The following is an 18,734-nucleotide window of genomic DNA, read 5'->3' as shown; positions in this document are numbered from 1 at the left end:
GTCCGGGTGATCGGGCTGTGGAACTGCCGGGCCGCGGGTCCGGTGAGGTGCTGAACCGCCGGCTCGGCACGCCGTGGCGTGGGCGCACGCCGTTGGAGAGGGCCGCGCCGCAGCACGTCCCCTCCACCTGTGGAGCGTTGCGTGGCGGTCACGCCGGGCGCTTGGCCAGTCACGCTAGAACTCGGCCGAGGAGGGCCGCAACGGCTCTGGCCGTTGCGCCGGTTGCACGGGGCCGTTGCGTCACCGTTGCACGCACACCCTGCCTGAGCTGCACTTATGCCAAGGTTAGTTCCTGGACGGGCCCCGCTCCGGGCCCGTTGGCCGCGGCCGGACGGCCGGAAGGGCTTCTGCTGCTCGCCGGGGCACGGCTACGTTGTGGCCCCGCCGAGGACCCGAATCCCAGATCACCGTGGCACCCGGCCACCCGCGAACTCCGCCCGGAAACAACGGCCTTGAGGAGCCTCCGTGCTCAACCCCGTCGTCATGAAATCCGACCTGCTGTTCACCCTCCGGGACACCCTGCGAACCGAAGCCTTCGCCGAGGTGATCACCCCAACCATGCGCCGAGCCGACCTCGGCCCAGGGCGCCGTCTGCCCGTGGACCACGACGGCGGGCGGTTCCTGCGGGCGATGATCGGCCCGGCCCTGCGCGTGAACCTGGAGCATCACCCGCGCATCTTCGAGATCGGCCCGTGCTTCCGGCCCGAGAAGCCCGACGAACTGCACGCGCCCGAGTTCCAGATGCTCGACCTCTACGCCGCCGGCGAGGACTTCGACTTCCTCCTGGCGCTCGCCGAGAGGCTGATCCGCCCGCACCTCCCCTACGCCCCCCAGCGCGTCTCCGTCGCCGGCCACATCCGTGACCAGTTCGGTGTCGACCTGAACCGCGAGCCCCTCGGTGACCTGCCCGCGCGGATGGCCGCCCACCTGGGCATGAGCGCGGACGTGCCGTTCAAGACGGTGCTCGGGCAGTACGTGGAGCGCGAGGTCGAGGCCCAGAGCGCCGGCGCCGCGCTGTTCTTGACCGAGTACCCGGTCGGCGGCGACGAGCCGTGCGCCCGCCTGACGCCCGGCACGACGGCCGTCCTCAACCGCTTCGAGGTCCTGGTCGACGGCATCGAGGTCGTCCACGGCTACGAGGACGAACCCGACGGAGCCGCCTTCGTCGACCGGGCCCGCGCGGTCGACCTGCACGACGACGAGCAGGCGCTGGCCAGGGAAGCGATCGACACGGGACGCGTGCCCGCCGGCAGCGTCGGACTCGGCATCGGCATCGAGCGGCTGTGCATGGCCGCCTCCGGCGTCAAGGACATCAGCGTCTTCCAGCCCTCGCCCCGTTTCTGACCGCCCCAATCACCGTCCGGAAGGAGTGACGATGGATCTGTCGCTGCGCCCGCTCGACGAGAGCGGCTTCGGCGCTGTCGTCGACGCCAACCTCGCTACCGACGCCGAGCGCCTGGCGCCCCAGCTGGCCACGGCCCTGCATCAGCACCGGCTGCTGCTCGTGCCCCGCCAGCACCTGACCCACGCCGACCTGCTGACCGTAGCCTCCTGCTTCGGGACGATCGACACCAGCGTCGATCGCCGGTATGCCGTCGGCGGCTTCCCGGGCCTGACCGTCATCAGCAACATCGTTGAGGACGGCGAGCACATCGGCGTCTACGACGGGGACAACGAGGAGGAGTGGCACGCCGACAAGAGCTTCAAGCCCCAGCTCACCTCGGCGACGATGCTCTACTCGGTCATCACCCCCGAGCACGGCGGAGAGACCCGCTTCGCCGACGCGACCCGGGCCTACGCCGACCTCCCCGATGCGGTGCGGCAGCGGATCGACCCGATGCGTGCGCGGCACTCTCTCGAGCTGCTCGGCGCGCTGCAGAGCCAGGCCAGCGGCGGGCAGTCGTCGATCGTGGCCGGGAGCCTGGCCGCGAGCCCGGAGGTCGAACACCCGCTCGTCCTGACCCACCCCGTTACCGGGGCCCGATCCCTGTTGCTCGGCTCCATGGTGATCAGCGGCATCACCACGCTCACCGAGCAGGGGAGCCGGACGCTGCTGGAGGAGCTGCTGGAGCACGCGACCAGCGCGCCGTACGTCTACGCACATCGCTGGAGCCAGGGCGACATGGTCGTGTGGGACAACTTCGCCACCCTTCACACCGCCTCTCCCTGCGACAGCTCGCGGCACCGCCGGCTGCTGTACCGCGCCGGCGTCCGATGGCCGAAAGCCCCCGCGTTCACACCGCCGGATGACCGGCGGCGAGAACGCGAGGGATGCCCCGCAGCCGGCCCTAGGGTTTGCCCATGACCGCGAAGGTTCCCCTGAAAGAGACCGCTCTCAACGCCGAGCGCATCGCCCGCATCGGCCGCGAAGTCCATGCAGCCTGCCCTGAGTTCGACGCCGAAGGCTTCGTGGCGTCGGTGATGGCGGACCTTCCCCGGCTGGAGCTGAGCGCCCGGATCGCCCGGACCAGCCAGGGCCTGCACGACCACCTCCCGGTCGGCGGCCCCGACGCGCTCGACGTCCTGCTGCGCTCGCTGCCCCCGACGCCCGCGGCCGCCGGGGTGACCAACGACTTCGGGCTGCACGTCTACAGCCCGCACTCCGACTACGTCTCCCGGTACCTGCGCACCGCCGAGCACCTGGACCGGTCGCTCGCCGCGCTGGCCCGCATGACGGGCTACTTCTCCGCCGAGCTCCCGGTGCGGCACTTTCTCGCCGACTTCCCCGACGAGACGATGAAGGCCGTCGACGCGTGGAGCCGCGACGAGGACTTCCGAGTCCGCCGGCTGGCGAGCGAGGCCACCCGGCCCCTGCTGCCCTGGGCCCCACGGATCGCGCTCCCCGCCGACGCGGGCCTCCCGGTCCTCGAGACCCTCTACGACGACCCGCACCTCTACGTCCGCACCTCTGTGGCCAACCACCTGGGGGACATCGCCGCCACCCAGCCCGACCTTGTGCTGGCCACGCTCCACCGGTGGAAGGCTTCGGGCCTGGTCACCGGCGAGCACTTCGCCTTCCTCGCCCGCAACGCCCTGATGAACCGGCTGAAGGAGGGTTGGCCGCCCGCCTACGCCCTCCTCGGCTACCTCCACGACGCACCGATCGCCCTCACCCCGCTCGTCCTGAAACGCACCGAACTCCGCGACGGCGACACCCTGGACTTCTCCGCCGCTCTCACCGCCACCGCGACCACCCCCGTCCACGTGATGATCGTGATCGCCACCACGGGGCCGAGCGGGCGGCCACGCGAGAAGGTGGCCTTCGTGCGCCGCGCCACCGCCGAGCCGGGCCAGGAACTACGACTCGCCAAGGCGCACCCACTGCGCTCGACCGCACGCTGGAAGGTCTCCCCCGGCTCCTACTCCCTCGCCCTCCAGGTCAACGGCCGCCGCTTCCCCGCGGTCGCCTTCACCGTCCTCGACACCTAACCCGCGCTCCCGCCCTTCCAACCCGATCACCCGCCCAGGCCGCCGTCGTACGCCGCGGCCCCGGTTCGTGCTGCCCGCAACCCCCCGAAGGGGTGATCCGACCTGATCGAACGAGTTTGAACGACGACACTCCAGAACCAGCACGGCCCAACCCCGGCACTAGAACTCACGTTCACCAAATGCCCTCCGAAAGGCCGTGACGGGACCAGATCCACCGCGTTTCTAGAGCATCAGTGCCACACCGACGCCCAGACGGAGGACGCCATGCACCCCACCCTCACCCCGTTGCCGCAGCCTCCCAGAATCGAACAGCGGCCCGGCCGTCTCGTGCACAACGTTGACGGCACGCGCACCTCAGAACACCCGGATACGGGGTGGGCGGCATGAGTGAGCCCACCGATGCATCAGCCCACAGCATTCCGGGACCGCGCACCACCACCCCGCCGTCCCCCGCCCCCGCCTCTGCCGCCTCGGCGGCGGCCACCGCGCCCGAGGCGCAGATGCGGTACGTCGACCTGACCGGCAGCCGCGAGGCGGCCGGTCGCTCCATCCGGATGCGCGACATGGCCCGGCGCCTGCCGCAGCTGGTCCGCCGCTCGCTGGCCCTGGCCTGGCGCGTCGACCGGCGCGCGACCGTCGGCCTCCTGCTGTGCCAGCTGATCACCGGCGTGATGCAGGCCCTGGGACTGGTCGCCATCGCCGGCACCCTGACCGCCCTGCTGCGCGACGGCGACGTCTACCACCGCCTCCTTCAGGCATGGCCCTCCGTCGCCCTGCTCGCCGGGGCCGCCGGCGTACGCGCGCTCCTCGGCATCACCGTCAACTGGCTCTCCTCCCGGCTGGGCCCGCTGATGTCCCGCGAGGCCGAGCAGATGCTGCTCACCGGCTGCGCCGAGGTCGAGCTGTGCGCCTACGACGACCCCGACTTCAACCGCGACCGCGAGGCCGCCGACCGGGGGGCCCAGGTCACCGGCGACCTGATCAACGAAGGCCAGGACCTGATCGCCTCGGCCGCCGCCTTCCTCGCCGGAGCCATCGTGCTCGCCGGCGTGCACTGGGTCCTCCTCCCCCTCCTAGTTGCCGCCAGCCTCCCGCAGGCCCTCGCTCAGGTCAGCGCCGCCCGCGCCCGCTATCTGGCCAACCTCCGCAGCAACGGCGACAACCGCATGCTGTCCGTGCTGCGCTGGCACATCTACACCAAGGACGCCGCCGACCAGATCCGCGCCGGCACCATGGCCCCCTTCCTCTCCGGCCGCTACCGCAGCACCGTCGCCCGGATCAACCGCGAGGACCGGGCCGCGGCCGACCAGGGCGCCCGCATGTCGCTGTTCGGCGCGATGTGCGGAGGAGTCGGGTCGGCCGTGGTGTGGGCGGCGGTCGTATGGCTGCTCGCGACCGGCCGGATCACCGTCGGGCACGCCGGCACGGCCGTCTTCGCCCTGCAGACGGTCGGCATGTCGGTCCGCGGCCTGGTGGCCGTCGGCGCCCGCGCGGTGCGCACCGGGCTGTACATGGACGACTGGACCGGGTTCCTCGACAAGGCCGGCGGCTTCCGCATGCGCCGCGGCCCTCACCACCCCGCGCCGCCGGAGACGATCGAGGTCAAGGCCGTCACCCACCGCTACGCCGGTAAGGACCGCGACGCCCTGTCCGGTGTCTCCCTCACCCTGCGCCGCGGCGAGGTCACCGCGCTGGTCGGCTTCAACGGCTCGGGGAAATCGACGCTGTCAAAGCTGGTCAGCGGCCTCTACCTCCCAACGGACGGGCAAGTGCTCTGGGACGGCGTTCCCACCGATGATGCCGACCCGCAGGCCCTGTGGCGGCAGGTCGCCCTCGTGCCGCAGGACTACGCACACTGGCCGCTGACCGTGCGCGAGAACGTCACCCAGGGGCAGCCCACCGTGCGCGGCGACGCAGCGGTCCGTGAGGCGTGCGAGGCAGCCGACGCCGACGAGGTCGTCGACAAGCTCGGTGCCGGCCTGGACACCCTCCTGGCCCGCGAGTGGCTCAACGGGGAAGAACTCAGCGGCGGTCAGTGGCAGCGCATTGCCCTGGCCAGGGCGTTCTTCCGCCCGGCCGGTCTGCTGGTCCTCGACGAGCCAACAGCCAACCTCGACCCCCGCGCCGAGTACAGGATCTTCCAGCGGCTGCGGACCCTCGCCCGGGACCGGACGGTGCTGCTGGTGACCCACCGCATCACCAACGTCGCCATCGCCGACCGCATCGTCGTCCTCGACGAAGGCAAGATCGTCCAGGAGGGCACCTACGCCCAGCTCTCCCAACAGCCGGGCCTATTTCAGCAGTTGCTGTCCTATCAGATCACGTCCGAACCGGACGGCGACAAACACGAGACCTCCGCGTGAGCCGCCCCGGCGCCACCTCCGCGCGCCTCGCCGAAACGACCGCCACCGCTGCGGAGATCCCCGCTCCTCTTCTGCCGCACCGAGGTGATGACGTGCCGCTCAGCCGCTCCCACATCCGCAAGACCGCCGAGGCGTACCTGGCCCGGCATCCGCGCGAACGGGACTCCCTCGCCGGACTGCTGTCCCTCCTGGACGGCGACGACCACCCGGCCGACCGCGCGACGCTCCCCGGCCACGTCACGTGCAGCGCGGCCGTCATCGACAGGGAACAGCGCGTGCTGCACATCGGTCACCGGGGCACGGGGCTGCTCCTCAACCCGGGAGGCCACATCGAGGAGGACCGAACGCTGCTGGCGGCGGCGCTGCGGGAAGTGTGCGAGGAGACCGGTCTGCGGCCGGGGGACCTCTGTCTCACCCCGCAGTTCCTCGGCGCCCCGATCGACATCGACGTCCACGGCATCGACGCCAACTCCGCCAAGGGCGAAGGCGCCCACCAGCACTTCGACTTCCGCTTCGTCTTCTACCTCGTGCCCGAGCAGCGCCCCCGGCTCGTCTTGCAGGACGATGAGGTCTCCGGCTCCCACTGGCTCGACTTCGCCGACGTCCGGTCCTCGACCCTGCGCTCAAAGCTCCTGGAGGCCCACGCTCGCGGTCTGGACGGGAGGCCGGAGCCCGTCAACGCCTCCGCGCTAATCCACGACGGCCAGGGCAGCTACCTGCTTCATCTGCGCGATCACAAGCCAGGCGTCGTCTGGGAGTCGGGGGCGTTCGCCCTTCTCGGCGGCGGTCGCACGCACGGCGACCAGAGCCTGGAGGGCACGCTGCTGCGGGAGTTGTCCGAGGAGGTACCCGGCCTCCGCCTCCAGGATCTGAAGCCGTACGCAGTGGACGCCGCCACGAGCGTCGACGGCCTCAGCGTCCCGATCCAGATCTTCGCCGGCCAGTGGCGCGGCAACCCCGACCGGCTCCGGCTGCATGAGGGTGTGCTGCTGCGCTGGTTCGCGCCCGACGAACTGGACCGGCTGCGCCTGAGCCCCGCTACCGGGGACTTGATTCGCCGGCACGCGGCCGAGAACCCCCCGGACGACAAGTCGGCCGCGGCTCCTCCCGTGTGGGACGGGGGCAGCCGGGTGGTGCTGAACGGCGTCGGGGTACACCTCCACCTCGAAGACGCCGAGGGCCGGGTGCTTCTCGGTCTGCGTCACCCCGAGTCGAAGTACGCGGGCGACACCTGGCACTACCTGGCCGGACGGTGCGAGCAGGAGTCCGCCCTCGCGTGCCTGGTCCGCGAGGCATGGGAGGAGGCGGGGCTGGTGATCGACCCCGCGGACGTGGAGCTCGCGCACGTCGTCCACGTCGTCGACGCCCCGGGCAGCCTGCCCCTGATGCAGCTCGTCTTCCGGGCTCGCCGGTGGAGGGGCACCCCCGAGGTTCGCGAGCCCGACAAGTGCCTGACCTGGCGGTGGTGGCCGCGGCACGAGCTCCCGGACCAGATCGTCTCCTACACCCGCACGGCCATCACCGCGATCTCCGAAGGCCGTCCCTACTCCCAGCTGGGCTGGTGAGCAGGTGAGCACACCGACCGGTGGCGGACACGGCCGACGGGCCCAGGCCACGCCCACGCACGTGCTGCGGGGGCTCCTGGTGGGGCAGAGGGAGGTACTCCGTGCCGCCCTGCGCTGAGACCTCCTCCGCCTCCGGCACTTCGCTGTGGCGGCACCGGGACTTCCGCCGGTACCTGACCGGGCAGGCCGCGAGCGTGGCCGGCAGCTCGATCACGCAGATGGCGCTGCCAGTGCTCGCTGTGCTCCACCTGGACGCGACCACCGCCCAGGTCGCCTGGCTGGCATTCCTTGGACAGCTCCCTCCCGCGCTGCTCGCCCTGCACGCCGGCGCGCGCGCCGACCGGCACTCCAAGCGCCGGCAGATGATCGCCGGTGACCTGGTGAGCGCGGCGGTCCTCGCCACCGTGCCGGTGGCGGCCGCGCTGGGCACGCTCACCCTCGCGCAGCTCATGATCGTCGCCGTGGTCCAGGGGGCGGCGAGCGTGCTCCACGACGCGGCGGCCATCAGCCTGCTGCCCAGCCTCGTCGACCGGTCCTTGATCCAGCGGAGCAACAGCCGGGTCGGCGCGCTGTTCGCGGTCGCCGCGACGGCCGGAAGCCACCTCGGCGCCGCGCTGACCGCGCTGCTCGGCCCGGCCCGGGCCCTGCTCGGCGACATCGCCTCCTACGTGATCAGCGCCATCTGCACTGCTCGCATCCAGACCGCCGAACCCGTGCGCGCACGCCCGGAGACCCGCCAGTTGCGCGGCGAGATCCGCGAGGGCCTGCGATACGTGCGCGGTGATGACCGGCTGTGGACCCTGACCCTGGTCAACGCGACGACCTCGTTCGGCCTCGGGCTGCTCAACACCCTGTGGGCGCTGTACCTGTTGAGGTCCTTGGCGATGAGCGCGACCGCGTTCGGCGTGGTGCTGGGCCTCGGCGCGTTGGGCGCGGCCGTCGGAGCGCTCACCGCGCCGGCGTTGGCCCGCCGGTACGGCCCGGGGCCGATGATGCTGGCCGCGCTCGCGATCACACCGGTCACCCAGCTTCCGCTGCTGCTCGCCTCCCCCGGCCTTGCCTGGCAGATCACGATCGGTGCGGCGCTCTTCCTGCAGCTCTCCTGCGCCGGTGCCGCGGGCACTACCCAAAGATCCATTCGGCAGATCGTCACCACGGCCCGGATGCAGGCGCGGATGCAGGCGGTGAGCACTTGGCTGACGTCCGGCGCCCGGCCCGTGGCCGCGCTCCTCGCCGGCGTCTTGGGCACGTGGATCGGTGTCCGGCCCGCACTGACCGCCGGAACCCTCCTGCTGCTGATCCCGCTCGTCGTCCTCGCCCGCTCCCCGATCCGCGCCCTACGGCAGATGCCGGACCCGCCTGCCGCCCCTCTGCCGAAGCCGCCCGCAGCCCGGACGTCCCCTACCGCCGTACCCACTCCGGCGCGCACGGACGACGCTCCGCACGACCGCGCACTCGGGGGCGATGCCTCGTGACCGAGGTACCGAACTCGACGACTACTCCTGCTGCCGCACGACCCGATCCCCTGGAGTGCACCGTGCTGAGCGACTCCACTTCGCCTGCCGCGCCTCTCCTTCCGGCGCAGTCGGCTGCCGCCACCGTGGAGGCTGTGGCGGCCCGGGCGGCGAGGGTCGCCCGGCTCGAGGAAAGCGGAGCGCTCGGCCCCGGACCGGTGCGCGAGGCCCTGCTCGCGCTGCCGCGCCAGATCCTGATGCCCCAGGCGTACGTACGGCGTAGCGCCGCCGACGAGAAGCCGCCGCGCTGGGATCTGCTGGACTTCTCCCGTCCGGCCGACCGGGAGGAACTGCTGGAGCGGCTGCACAGCGGGGACAGCGTCGCGACCCAGCACGACGGCGAGCCGATCCTCGGCCGCCCTCCCGGGTCGCGCCGCGGCGGCGCGATCACTGCCATGTCGAGCACCATGGGCCTGACCGCGGATCTGCTGCAGCAGCTGGACCTGCGGCCCGGGCAGCGGGTGCTGGACGTGGGAACCGGCGCCGGGGTGACCGCGGCGGCGGCCTGCTTCGTGTGCGGCGACGAGGGGGTCGTGACCCTCGACATCGACCCGCACGTCACCGCGGCCGCCCGCGAGCGGCTGTCCGCCCTCGGCTACCGGCCGGCCACGGTGACCGGGGGCGGCACCACCGGGTGGGCCGCCAGCGGCCCGTACGACCGCATCTTCGTCTCCTTCGCCGTCCGCCACGTGACGCAGGCCCTGGTGGAGCAGCTGGCGCCGGGCGGCCGCGCGCTGATGACGCTCGGCACGTCGTCGCCATCGTGGCCGGGCTTGGCCGTGATCGATAGACGACGGGACGGGAGCGTGGAGGCCCAGTTGCGGGCGGTCGAGTTCGGTCACCGGGCCGGTGCCGGCTTCGACCGGCTGTTCTTGTCCGCCGCCTTCCGCGAGGAGATCACCACGGCCGACGGGTGGACGCAGCGCAGCATGCTCGCGCCGCCTCCCGACACGGCGCGCGGCATGTGGCTGGCCCTGGACCACCTGCATCCGGGCCTGGTGCGCCACTTCGGTGCCGACGACCTGACGATCGGCGCGCCCGAGTGCCGGTCGTGGATGCGCGTGCGGGCCGTCAGTGACCGCCGGTGGGAGGTGACGACGTCGGGGCCCCGCGACATCTGGACGGAGATCCAGGATGTCGCCGGCCGGTGGCGGGCGGCCGGGGAACCGGACGTCTACCGGATCCACTTCGACGCCGACGGCGGCCAGCGCGCCACCAGCCCGAACGGCGCACTGACCTGGCAGATTTCCCCTGGCAAGACTGGAGATGCACGATGACCCGTCCCGACCAGCCGGCCTCCGCGGCGGTTTCGGACGATGCCCTGTTCGGGCCCGAGGCCGCCGACTACGCCCGCTACCGGCCCGGCCTTCCGGACGCCGCGGTCCACCTCCTGGCCGCCACCCAGCACGGCGTGCCCGCCCCGGTCCTGCTGGACCTGGGGACCGGCACCGGACAGGTACCCCGCGCGCTGCTGCCCGTCCTGCGCCGACTGGTGCACATCGACCTGGTCGACGTGAACGCGTCGATGCTTCAGGCGGCCCGCACCGTACTCGAACCGGTCCGCGGAGCGTGCACGGTCGACGTCTTCACCGGCGCCGCCCACACCTTCGCCCCCGAGCCCGGCCGGGCGCCCACCCTGATCACCTGCTGCCGGTCCTTCCACTGGATGGCCCGCCCGGAGGTCCTGTCCATGGCCGACCGGGTCGCCGCGCCGCACGCGGTCGTGGCGATCATGGGCGACGGCAGCCTCTGGACCCACGAGGCCGACTGGACGGCCGCCCTGCGGGAGCTGATCCAGACCTATCTCGGCGAAGACCGGCGCGCGGGCACCCGCGGCACCTACGCCGGGCCGGGCCGCTCCTACCAGGACGATCTGGCCAAATCGGCGTTCAGCGAGGTGACCGAGCACCATTTCCCCGTCACCCGTACCTGGACGCCCGAGAACGTGATCGGCTATCTGCGCACCACCAGCTTCGCCCGCCCCGCCCTGTTCGGCGGCTGCCATGACGAGTTCGAGGCCGCCGCTCTCCGACTGCTCCAGGCCCATGTCGGCGGCGTCCTGACGGAGGACGCGGTGTTCACCGTGCTGCTCGCGCGCCGCCCCGGCGGCGCTGCGTGAGCGGCGCCCAGCGGCACACCGAGCCGCTCGACGTCCACCTGCTCGCCGTACGCGACGGCGCGGCCGGGCCCGAGGTGCTGCTGTCCCGGCGGGCCGGCGGCGTGTACGCGGCCGGCAGCTGGCACCTGGTGTCGGGGCATCTGGACGGCCCGTGGGAGGACATGGTCGCCGCCCTGGTGCGCGAGGCCCGGGAGGAGTCCGGTGTCGTCATCGACCCGGCCGAGGTCCGGGCGGCCGTCACTGTGCACCACCGCTCCCCTGCCGGCGACGCCCGGATCGGGGTGTTCTTCGAGGTGCGGCGGTGGGAGGGCGCCCCGGAGGTCAGGGAGCCTCTGGTCTGCGACGCCATGGGGTGGTTCTCCTTCGACGCCCTGCCGGAGCCGATGGTGGCGTACTGCCGGGCCGGGTTGCATGCCTACCGGGCCGGCGCGCGCATGGCCGTGCACTTCCAGGAGCCCGGCGACCCGATCGCCTACGACCGGTCCGTCGACCGGCTGGTCCTGGTCTCCGAACCCGCCGCCCGCGGCACGGTCCCGGAGCGGGCGGTGCGCGCGTTCGTCGAGCAGGCGGTCGGCCGGATCACCGCGTGGACGGACGTGTCCTGGGCGCGGGAGGAGAGCCGCGTGTGGCGGGCGGCCGGCATCGAGGGCGGCGAGTGGTACGTCAAGATCCACCAGAACGACCGCTTCCACCACCGTGAAGTGGACGCGCTCCGCGATTGGGTCCCCGGTCTCGGCGCGGCCGTGCCCCGGCTGGTGGCCGCCGACCTCGCGCTGCGGGCCGTCGTGCTCACCGCGGTGGGCGGCCGCAGCCTGCACGGCGCCGTCCACCCGCCCGAACAGCAGCGCCTCATCTTCCACCGCATCGGGCAGCTCGCCGCGTCCATCCACCACAGCACCCCGCCCCGCCCAGCCGCCGACAGCCTGCCGGTGGCGAAACTGGAGCGGCACCTGGCCGGGGCCCTGCCTCATCTCGCGCTCGGCGACGAGGAGTTCATCCGCGCCACGGCCGGGAGGGCTGCCGGTCTGGCTTCCTTGGAGACGGTGCCCACGCACGGTGACTTTCAGCTCCGCAATCTGCGCTGGGACGAGGGGGCCGACGCCCTCTACGTGATCGACTTCGAACGGTCGGAACCCGGCCCGGCCGTGCGGGACTTCGTAAGGCTCTCCGACGCCTGGCACGGCCGGCCCGACCTCTTCCAGGCCGTGATGGGCGGCTACGGCCGCCGCTTCACGCCTGAGGAAGAGGCCCAGTTCACGGTCTTGTCCGTCCGCGACGCCGTCTCCGGCATCGCCTACGGCAGCGATCACGATGACCCCGAGCTGGTGGAGCGCGGGCTGCGCACCCTGGCCCGGTTGCGCACCGCGCAGCGCCCCTGACCCCTGCCCGCCCGACACGAGGAGCAGCACGTTGACGTACACAGAGCGCGACAAGTGGGAGCAGCACTACGGCGAGGGGAAGGGGTGGCGCCGACTCGGGAAGCGCGAGCAGGAACTCCTCGCCGAGCACGCCCCGGCACCCGAGGGCGGGGGCCGGGCCTTGGACGTGGGCTGCGGGACCGGGGAGCTGGCCGCCCACCTGGCCGACGTCGGCTACACCGTGGACGCCGTCGACTTCACGGACAGCGCGATCGCCCGGGCCCGCGAGGAGCACGCCAGCATCGACGGCGTGCGCTGGTTGCAGCTGGACATCGAGCGCGACGACCCGGCCCCGCTGCACCCCGAGGGGTACGACCTGATCACGATGCGGCTGGCGTATCCGTTCATGAGCGACCGCGGCCGGATCGTTCACGGGCTGGGCGAGCGGCTGCGCGACGGCGGCGCGCTCGTCGTCATCACCCCGACCGTCGAGAACACCCCTTCGGAGCGGCGCGGGATCGCCCTGGACGAGGACGAGCTCACGCTCCTCGGTGCCAGCTGGAAGACGGTGGAGCGGCTGGACGCGGACGGACTGGCCTTCCTGGTTCTGCGCGGGCCGTGCCACCTCGACACCCGAGCCGTCGAGAAGCGGCCGACCACCGGCCACGCTCTGACCGGCGCCCTCTCCGTCGTCACCGACGACGCCGGCCGGGTCCTGCTAGGCCGCTCCCGCCTCGGCATGCTTGAGCTGCCCGGCGGCAAGACCACCGGCCCGGAGGACTTCGCCGCCGCCGCGGTGCGCGAACTCGCCGAGGAGACCGGCCTGGTCGCCGACCCGAGGGACGCGCACGTAGTGACGATGCTGGTCGACGACAGCCACGGCATCCCTCGGCTCACGGCCGTCGTCCGCATCACCGCGTGGATGGGAACCCTGACCACTGCGGAGGTGGACAAGTTCGACCGCTGGGAGTTCTTCGACCTGCACGCTCTCGACTGCGTCGGGGACGTCTTCGTCCCAGCCGCACTCGCGATCGACAGCGTGTGGCCCGGCGCCATCCCGGACCTGCCGCCGGTGGTCTCCTACCCGCTCGCCACCGAGCGGCCGCCCGTGCCGGGTGAGCCGGGCGAGGCCGTCCGGCTGCGGCAGGCGATGGCCCAGACGGTGATCGACGGTGGCTGGGCCCCGTCCAAGCCCGTCCGCGACGCGCTGCGGGCCGTGCCCCGCCACCGTTTCGCCCCGGAAGCAAGCGTGGCAGCCGCGTACGACGGCGGCGACCGAGCCGTGATCACCCGGCGCGACGAGACCGGGACGGCCATCAGCTCAGTCTCCGCGGCGTGGCTGCAGGCCGACATGATCGAGAGCCTGCGCCTGACGCCGGGCGCGAGCGTCTTCGAGGCGGGCTCCGGCGGGTACAACGCCGAGCTGATCGCCCACGTCGCCGGAGCCGGAGGGCGCGTGGTCAGCGTCGACATCGACCCGTGGGTCGTACGCCGCACCCGTGCCTTCACCGCGGAGGCCGGCAGCGGACGCGTCAGCGTCCTCGAAGGCGACGCGGCCCTCGGCGCCCCGGCCCACCTCGTACCGCGCGGCGGCTTCGACGGCAGCATGATCACCTACAACTGCTGGGACGTCGCCCCCGCCTGGCGCGAGCAACTCGCCGAGGGCGGCCACCTGGTGCTGCCGCTGGCGATCCACGGCTACACACGCGCCGTCACACTCCAACGGCACGGTGATCTGCTGCACGCGCAGGGCTGGACGGTGTGCGGATTCGTCCGCGACCGCGGTGTCGCCACCCGTCCCAGCCCGGTGCTCGTGCTGGCGGACGGGCGGGTGCAGCTGCACGTCCACGACGGTCCCCCGCCGCAGACCGACGGCCTGGAGGAAGCGCTCCACGCCGAGCGGCACGAGTTGCCCACCGGGGTGTTCCTCCCGGGCAAGAGCCCGTACGACACCCTGCAGATCTACGCGGCCACCACCTTGTCCGGCGCCTGCGCTCTCACCTGCAACCGCGCCACCGACACCCCGCTGCTCGCCGCCGGAGCCGAGCACCTGCCGGCGCTCGTGGCCGAGGGGTCCCTGGCCTACCTGACCTGCATCCCCCGACACCAGGGGGCCACGCCGCAGGAGTCCCGGCACGAGTTCGTGGTCTGGTCGCACGGACCGGCCGGACCCGCTATGGCCGAACGCCTGGCGAAGTGCGTGACGGACTGGGACCGGCACATCCGCCCCACCGGCTACCCCCCGATGACCATCCACCCCGCCACCACCCCCGACCACGACCTCCCCGCCAACGGCTTCATCGTGGACAAGACCGCCTCCCGCCTCGTCTTCCAGTGGCCGACCCCGCCCCCTACCCAGCAGCCCCAGGCCGCCGCGCTCACCGGAGGCGACCGTGCCTGACAATGATGAGGCTCGTTGAACTTCCCCACCCTGCGCTCGAAGGTGGGACAGACCTGCTCACCTTGTCTCCTCACTTGAAAGTCGCCGACATGGCGCGGGGCGCATCAGGTGATGCTTGCTGCCCGCCCCGCCCGCCCCGGTCGACGGGACTTCGTCCGGTCTTGACTCGCCCTTCAACGCGGGTGCGGGAGAGCCGTCGATCGCGGCCCGGGAAGTCCGCGGCGTTCGCGCTGCGGAGCTCGGCGAGGAGGCCCTCGTGCAGCCGGGACCACATTCTTGCGTCGGTCCACTCGGACCACTTGGCCAAGCGGCGTCAGCAGGTCATGCCGGTGCCGACACCGAGTTACTGCGGCAGGTGCTCCCAAGCGATCCCGGCGGGGAGCGCGAACGGGATGCCCTGGACCACCATCCGATCCGGAGTGGCCCAACGACCTCGGAGATCGCTTCGTCAGGGTTTCTCAGGCGTCTTGGCCATGGCCGCGACCAGCGCAGCGAGGACCAGGACGCCCGCCGACCACCAGGCCGCGACGGTGAAGCCGTGCACCATACCCTCCCCCGCCCCCAGGCCCAGGCCCCGGCTCCGGGACGGGTGGGCGTCGATGTAGCGGGTGGCGGCGGACGACGCGATCGTGTTCAACAGGACGGCGCCCAGGGAGCCGCCGATCTGCTGGAAGGTGGAGACGGTCGCGGACGTCACTCCGGCGTCCTTCGGGACGACCCCGGCGGTCGCCGTCGCGTAGACCGGCATGAACGTCAGTCCCATGCCCAGGCCGAGCAGCACCAGCGCGGGCAGCACCCCGGTGGTGTAGGCGGAGTTCATACTCAGGCGGGTCAGGAGCAGCATGCCGACAGCCGCGAGGAGCATGCCGGGGGCCATCAGGTTGCGGGGGGCGGTGTGGGGCAGGAGCCGGGCGGCGATCTGCGTCGCGCCGATGACGATCGTGACGGACATCGGCAGGAACGCCAGTCCGGTCCGTACGGGTGAGTAGTCGAGGATGGCCTGGAGGTAGTAGGTCAAGAACAGGAAGGCGCCGAACATGGCGACGGTGGCCAGGCCCATCGTCGCAAGCGCCGCCGCACGGGTTCTGTCCCTGACGATGTGCAGCGGCAGCATCGGATGCTTGGCGTGGGACTGCCACCACACGAAGACGGCGAGCAGGACCACACCGGCCGCGAACAGGGTCAGGACCAACGGGTCGGCCCAGCCGGCGGATTCGGCGTCGCTGGAGCCGTACACGATCGCCACGAGCCCGACGGAGGCGAGCAGCGCGCCGGGGACGTCGAGGCGCACCCCGCGCTGGCCGGGGCTGTCCTTGAGGAGGGCCAGTGCGCCGCCGAGGGAGGCCAGCGCGATGGGGACATTGACGTACAGGCACCAGCGCCAGGTCGCGTACTCGGTGAGCAGGCCACCCACCAGCAGCCCGATGGCGCTGCCGCCCCCGGCGAGCGCGCCGTAGATCCCGAACGCTCTGCCGCGCTCGGCGGGGTCGGTGAACGTCGTCGTCAGCAGTGACAGTGCGGAGGGGGCCAGGACGGCCGCGCAGGCCCCTTGCAGGGCCCGCGCCGCGAACAGCGTCCCGGAGCCGTCGGCCGCACCGCCGAGCGCGGAGGCGGCGGCAAATCCGACCAGGCCGATCATGAAGGTGCGCTTGCGGCCGACCAGATCGGCGATCCGGCCGCCGAGGAGGAGCAGGCCGCCGAAGGCCAGGGAGTACGCGGTGATCACCCACTGCCGGTTCGCATCCGACATGCCCAGTCCGTTCTGGACGGAGGGCAGGGCGATGTTCACGATCGTGCCGTCGAGAATCACCATGAGCTGGGCGCCTGCGATGACGGCGAGGGCCCACCACCGCTTCGGATCGGGCAACTCGGCCGCGTTCGCGGTGGTGTGGGGGACCGGCGTGGGCACGGTGTCCCCGGGGGAGGACTTCTCAGTCAAGGCGATCACATTCTGTGTCGGAGGTGTAGGAGCAGACGCGCGGTCCTACACCCCGGGACGCGACACAAGGGATCGCGAGAGCAGCGGACACCACCATGAGGTGCCGCAAGGGGGAGAGTCCTACCGCGCGCCGAACGGGGGCACACGGCCGGGGGCAACTATGGCCGCAACACTCGTTGTGCAGTTCCAGTCCATGTTTCCCACCTCCTCCTGGCCGGGCACGCGGTACGCATCGACGCCGAACGCGCCGAATGGTGCGGCGGGGGCCCCGCCGCACATGACCTCCGACAGAGTAGGCCAGCCAGCCGGGGACGCAAACGGATTTACCCAGCGCCTGGGGACGGGCTCCTCACGCTTCGACAAGCAAAGATCGCGCCGTGCCCAGCCGAGAAGGCTGCGGCTACGAAGCCCTGACCGTTCTCTTGCGGCTGGTGACACGGTTCCTACCGGCGCCCCCGACCCTCGTTGCCGACAGCGACTAACGGGGGAAGGAAGAGCATCACTGGCCGAATTCATAGATCCTCATCAACAACGCCCAGTCCGCCCCGGCGGATCGCTTGAGGTCGGCGAAGCCTTGCAGCAGACGGTCGTGCGAGAGCTGGCGGAGGAGACTGGCCTGTCCCCGCACCCAGAGGACGTCACCCTCCTGGGAACCCTGGTCGATCACGTCGGCGACGTCGTCCGCGTCACCGTGGGCGCCCTCGTCACCGCCTGGCAGGGCGAACCCGCCACCCAGCCGGACGAGAGCGTCGGGGACTGGGCCTGGTGGCCGCTCGACGAGCTACCCAACGGGCTATTCGGGACGGAGGTGAGGCGGCCGGGGGGGCTGCCGTCAGCAGGAGGAACGCGTCGATGCCGTATCCGTTGACAGCCGGGTGGAGTTGGGCGTCCATCCTGTTGACGGCGGTCCGTACGGCGCGGACGGCTCTTGCGGAGAATGCGAGGTCGCCAGCGAGCGGCTGGGGGACGTCGTGGCGGCTGAGAACGCGGGCCCTACTCGTACGCCCAGGCGCGGCCGGTCTGGCGGTATTCCTCGACCGGGATGGGATCGACACCGGTACGCATCCGGTCCGTGTAGAGGTGGCCGTCGATGTGGTCGATCTCGTGGTGGACGAGCCGGGCGAGGCCGAGTTCGTACGCGGTGGTGGCCGTCTCACCGTCCAGCGTCGTGCTCTCGACGGTGATCCGCAGCGGGCGGGGCACCAGGCCACGGACGTCGAAGAAGGATAGGCAGCCCTCGTATTGCTCGTCCGTCTCGTCGGAGCGGGCGGTGATGCGCGGGTTGATTAGGACGATCGGCGGCGCCGAGGGCTCGGCGGACTGGACGACGGCCACGGCCCCGGTGATGGCGATCTGCGGGGCGGCGATGCCCATACCCTTGGCGAAGTGGTGGACCTGGCTGATGCGCTCCATCGCATTGACCAACTGCTCGATGACCTGCTCCGCCTTCTCGCGGCCGGCGGGAAGGTCGAGGGGGCGGGCGGGCTCGACGAGAACGGGGGCGCCGTGCTGCACAACGCCAAGGTCACGCATCTGCTCGCTGGGACGCACCTCAATCACCTGAACTCCCCTAGCATTACGTCTCATTCGGGCTACACCCGAAAGCGCCACTCCAGACCATATCGGGCGTGCTGGCCGGTGTGGTGCCGACCGCGAAGCATGGACAAGACCGTTCAGGCCGCAGGCGGACGCCCGGTCCTGGTCTACCTGCCCGTGGAGAAAACCGAGTTGCTGCGCCGCCGAGAGATGCACAACCAGCGCGACGACACCAACGCGCTCGCCGCATCGCCCCAGGCCCTGGATGATTTCTGCGCTCGGTTCGAACCGCCCGCTGAAGACGAAGACGTGGTGACGTACAACGGCGACATAGAGGCCATTCGTTCCATGGCCCAGTAACACACGCACTCCGGGGACCCAGAAATTTCCCTTGCGCCTCACTGCGCTCCAGCATGCTTAGCGGCCCACTCAGGCATTCACTGGCAAGCCCGCCGCCGAGTCGAACGGACGGCTGAGCACATAAGTCCGTAGGCGATTGGAGACGTTCAG

Annotated in this window: 15 protein-coding genes; 12 read left to right on the top strand and 3 right to left on the bottom strand. The window is 71.7% G+C overall.

Annotated elements, in window-relative coordinates:
• The first annotated feature begins 465 nt into the window (after window positions 1-465).
• The 10 genes from ABT004_RS11100 to fxlM all read left to right on the top strand — a co-directional run bounded on the left by ABT004_RS11100 (window position 466) and on the right by fxlM (window position 14,749).
• Window positions 466-1,344 (top strand): amino acid--tRNA ligase-related protein, encoded by an 879-nt coding sequence (locus tag ABT004_RS11100; protein WP_351334127.1) that lies wholly within the window; start codon window positions 466-468, stop codon window positions 1,342-1,344.
• 31 nt (window positions 1,345-1,375) lie between these two features.
• Complete coding sequence (locus ABT004_RS11095; RefSeq protein WP_351334125.1) at window positions 1,376-2,305, top strand: TauD/TfdA dioxygenase family protein; 930 nt, start codon at window positions 1,376-1,378, stop codon at window positions 2,303-2,305.
• Window positions 2,302-3,429 (top strand): YhaZ family DNA alkylation repair protein, encoded by a 1,128-nt coding sequence (locus ABT004_RS11090; RefSeq protein ID WP_351334123.1) that lies wholly within the window; start codon window positions 2,302-2,304, stop codon window positions 3,427-3,429. Before ABT004_RS11095 ends, ABT004_RS11090 begins: the two co-directional genes overlap by 4 nt.
• A 500-nt stretch (window positions 3,430-3,929) precedes the next feature.
• Window positions 3,930-5,792: an ABC transporter ATP-binding protein gene (locus ABT004_RS11085; RefSeq protein WP_351334277.1), complete on the top strand. Its 1,863-nt coding sequence runs from the start codon at window positions 3,930-3,932 to the stop codon at window positions 5,790-5,792.
• Complete coding sequence (locus ABT004_RS11080) at window positions 5,789-7,357, top strand: NUDIX hydrolase (RefSeq protein WP_351334121.1); 1,569 nt, start codon at window positions 5,789-5,791, stop codon at window positions 7,355-7,357. Before ABT004_RS11085 ends, ABT004_RS11080 begins: the two co-directional genes overlap by 4 nt.
• A 101-nt stretch (window positions 7,358-7,458) precedes the next feature.
• Window positions 7,459-8,832 carry an MFS transporter gene (locus ABT004_RS11075; protein WP_351334118.1) on the top strand — a complete coding sequence of 458 codons (1,374 nt, stop codon included), beginning with the start codon at window positions 7,459-7,461 and terminating at the stop codon, window positions 8,830-8,832.
• A 62-nt stretch (window positions 8,833-8,894) separates the two neighbouring features.
• Entirely contained in the window at window positions 8,895-10,148 is a 1,254-nt protein-coding gene (locus ABT004_RS11070; protein ID WP_351334117.1) for a methyltransferase domain-containing protein, read from the top strand.
• On the top strand, window positions 10,145-10,990 hold the full coding sequence (locus ABT004_RS11065) for a class I SAM-dependent methyltransferase (protein ID WP_351334115.1): 846 nt from the start codon (window positions 10,145-10,147) through the stop codon (window positions 10,988-10,990). The genes ABT004_RS11070 and ABT004_RS11065 overlap by 4 nt, the downstream gene beginning before the upstream one ends.
• The gene (locus ABT004_RS11060) at window positions 10,987-12,369 is read left to right on the top strand and encodes a phosphotransferase (protein WP_351334113.1); all 1,383 of its coding nucleotides are present in this window, start codon (window positions 10,987-10,989) and stop codon (window positions 12,367-12,369) included. The genes ABT004_RS11065 and ABT004_RS11060 overlap by 4 nt, the downstream gene beginning before the upstream one ends.
• A 31-nt stretch (window positions 12,370-12,400) precedes the next feature.
• Window positions 12,401-14,749, top strand: a complete 2,349-nt coding sequence (gene fxlM, locus ABT004_RS11055; RefSeq protein WP_351334110.1) for a methyltransferase, FxLD system — start codon at window positions 12,401-12,403, stop codon at window positions 14,747-14,749.
• Between the two features lie 448 nt (window positions 14,750-15,197).
• Here fxlM and ABT004_RS11050 read toward each other — a convergent pair whose 3' ends face one another.
• On the bottom strand, window positions 15,198-16,688 hold the full coding sequence (locus tag ABT004_RS11050; protein ID WP_502966955.1) for an MFS transporter: 1,491 nt from the start codon (window positions 16,686-16,688) through the stop codon (window positions 15,198-15,200).
• A gap of 499 nt (window positions 16,689-17,187) precedes the next feature.
• Window positions 17,188-17,355, bottom strand: a complete 168-nt coding sequence (locus ABT004_RS11045; RefSeq protein WP_351334288.1) for a hypothetical protein — start codon at window positions 17,353-17,355, stop codon at window positions 17,188-17,190.
• Here ABT004_RS11045 and ABT004_RS11040 point away from each other — a divergent pair.
• The gene (locus ABT004_RS11040; RefSeq protein WP_351334272.1) at window positions 17,278-17,556 is read left to right on the top strand and encodes an NUDIX domain-containing protein; all 279 of its coding nucleotides are present in this window, start codon (window positions 17,278-17,280) and stop codon (window positions 17,554-17,556) included. The genes ABT004_RS11045 and ABT004_RS11040 overlap by 78 nt on opposite strands.
• Before the next feature lie 125 nt (window positions 17,557-17,681).
• Here ABT004_RS11040 and ABT004_RS11035 read toward each other — a convergent pair whose 3' ends face one another.
• Window positions 17,682-18,248 carry a peptide deformylase gene (locus ABT004_RS11035; RefSeq protein ID WP_351334108.1) on the bottom strand — a complete coding sequence of 189 codons (567 nt, stop codon included), beginning with the start codon at window positions 18,246-18,248 and terminating at the stop codon, window positions 17,682-17,684.
• Between the two features lie 99 nt (window positions 18,249-18,347).
• Between ABT004_RS11035 and ABT004_RS11030 the strand changes: the two genes are divergently transcribed.
• The gene (locus ABT004_RS11030) at window positions 18,348-18,584 is read left to right on the top strand and encodes a hypothetical protein (RefSeq protein WP_351334105.1); all 237 of its coding nucleotides are present in this window, start codon (window positions 18,348-18,350) and stop codon (window positions 18,582-18,584) included.
• Window positions 18,585-18,734 lie beyond the last annotated feature (150 nt).

It is taken from the genome of Streptomyces sp. NPDC002790, assembly GCF_040295505.1.
Taxonomy (GTDB): Bacteria; Actinomycetota; Actinomycetes; order Streptomycetales; family Streptomycetaceae; genus Streptomyces.
Note: the sequence above shows the minus strand (reverse complement) of the source record. Positions and strands in the feature narration are given on the sequence as shown.

Coding starts and splice junctions, on each gene's coding strand:
- ABT004_RS11085 (WP_351334277.1), top strand. CDS start 3,930: ATGCGGTACGTCGACCTGACCGGCAGCCGCGAGGCGGCCGGTCGCTCC.
- ABT004_RS11095 (WP_351334125.1), top strand. CDS start 1,376: ATGGATCTGTCGCTGCGCCCGCTCGACGAGAGCGGCTTCGGCGCTGTC.
- ABT004_RS11090 (WP_351334123.1), top strand. CDS start 2,302: ATGACCGCGAAGGTTCCCCTGAAAGAGACCGCTCTCAACGCCGAGCGC.
- ABT004_RS11030 (WP_351334105.1), top strand. CDS start 18,348: ATGGACAAGACCGTTCAGGCCGCAGGCGGACGCCCGGTCCTGGTCTAC.
- ABT004_RS11065 (WP_351334115.1), top strand. CDS start 10,145: ATGACCCGTCCCGACCAGCCGGCCTCCGCGGCGGTTTCGGACGATGCC.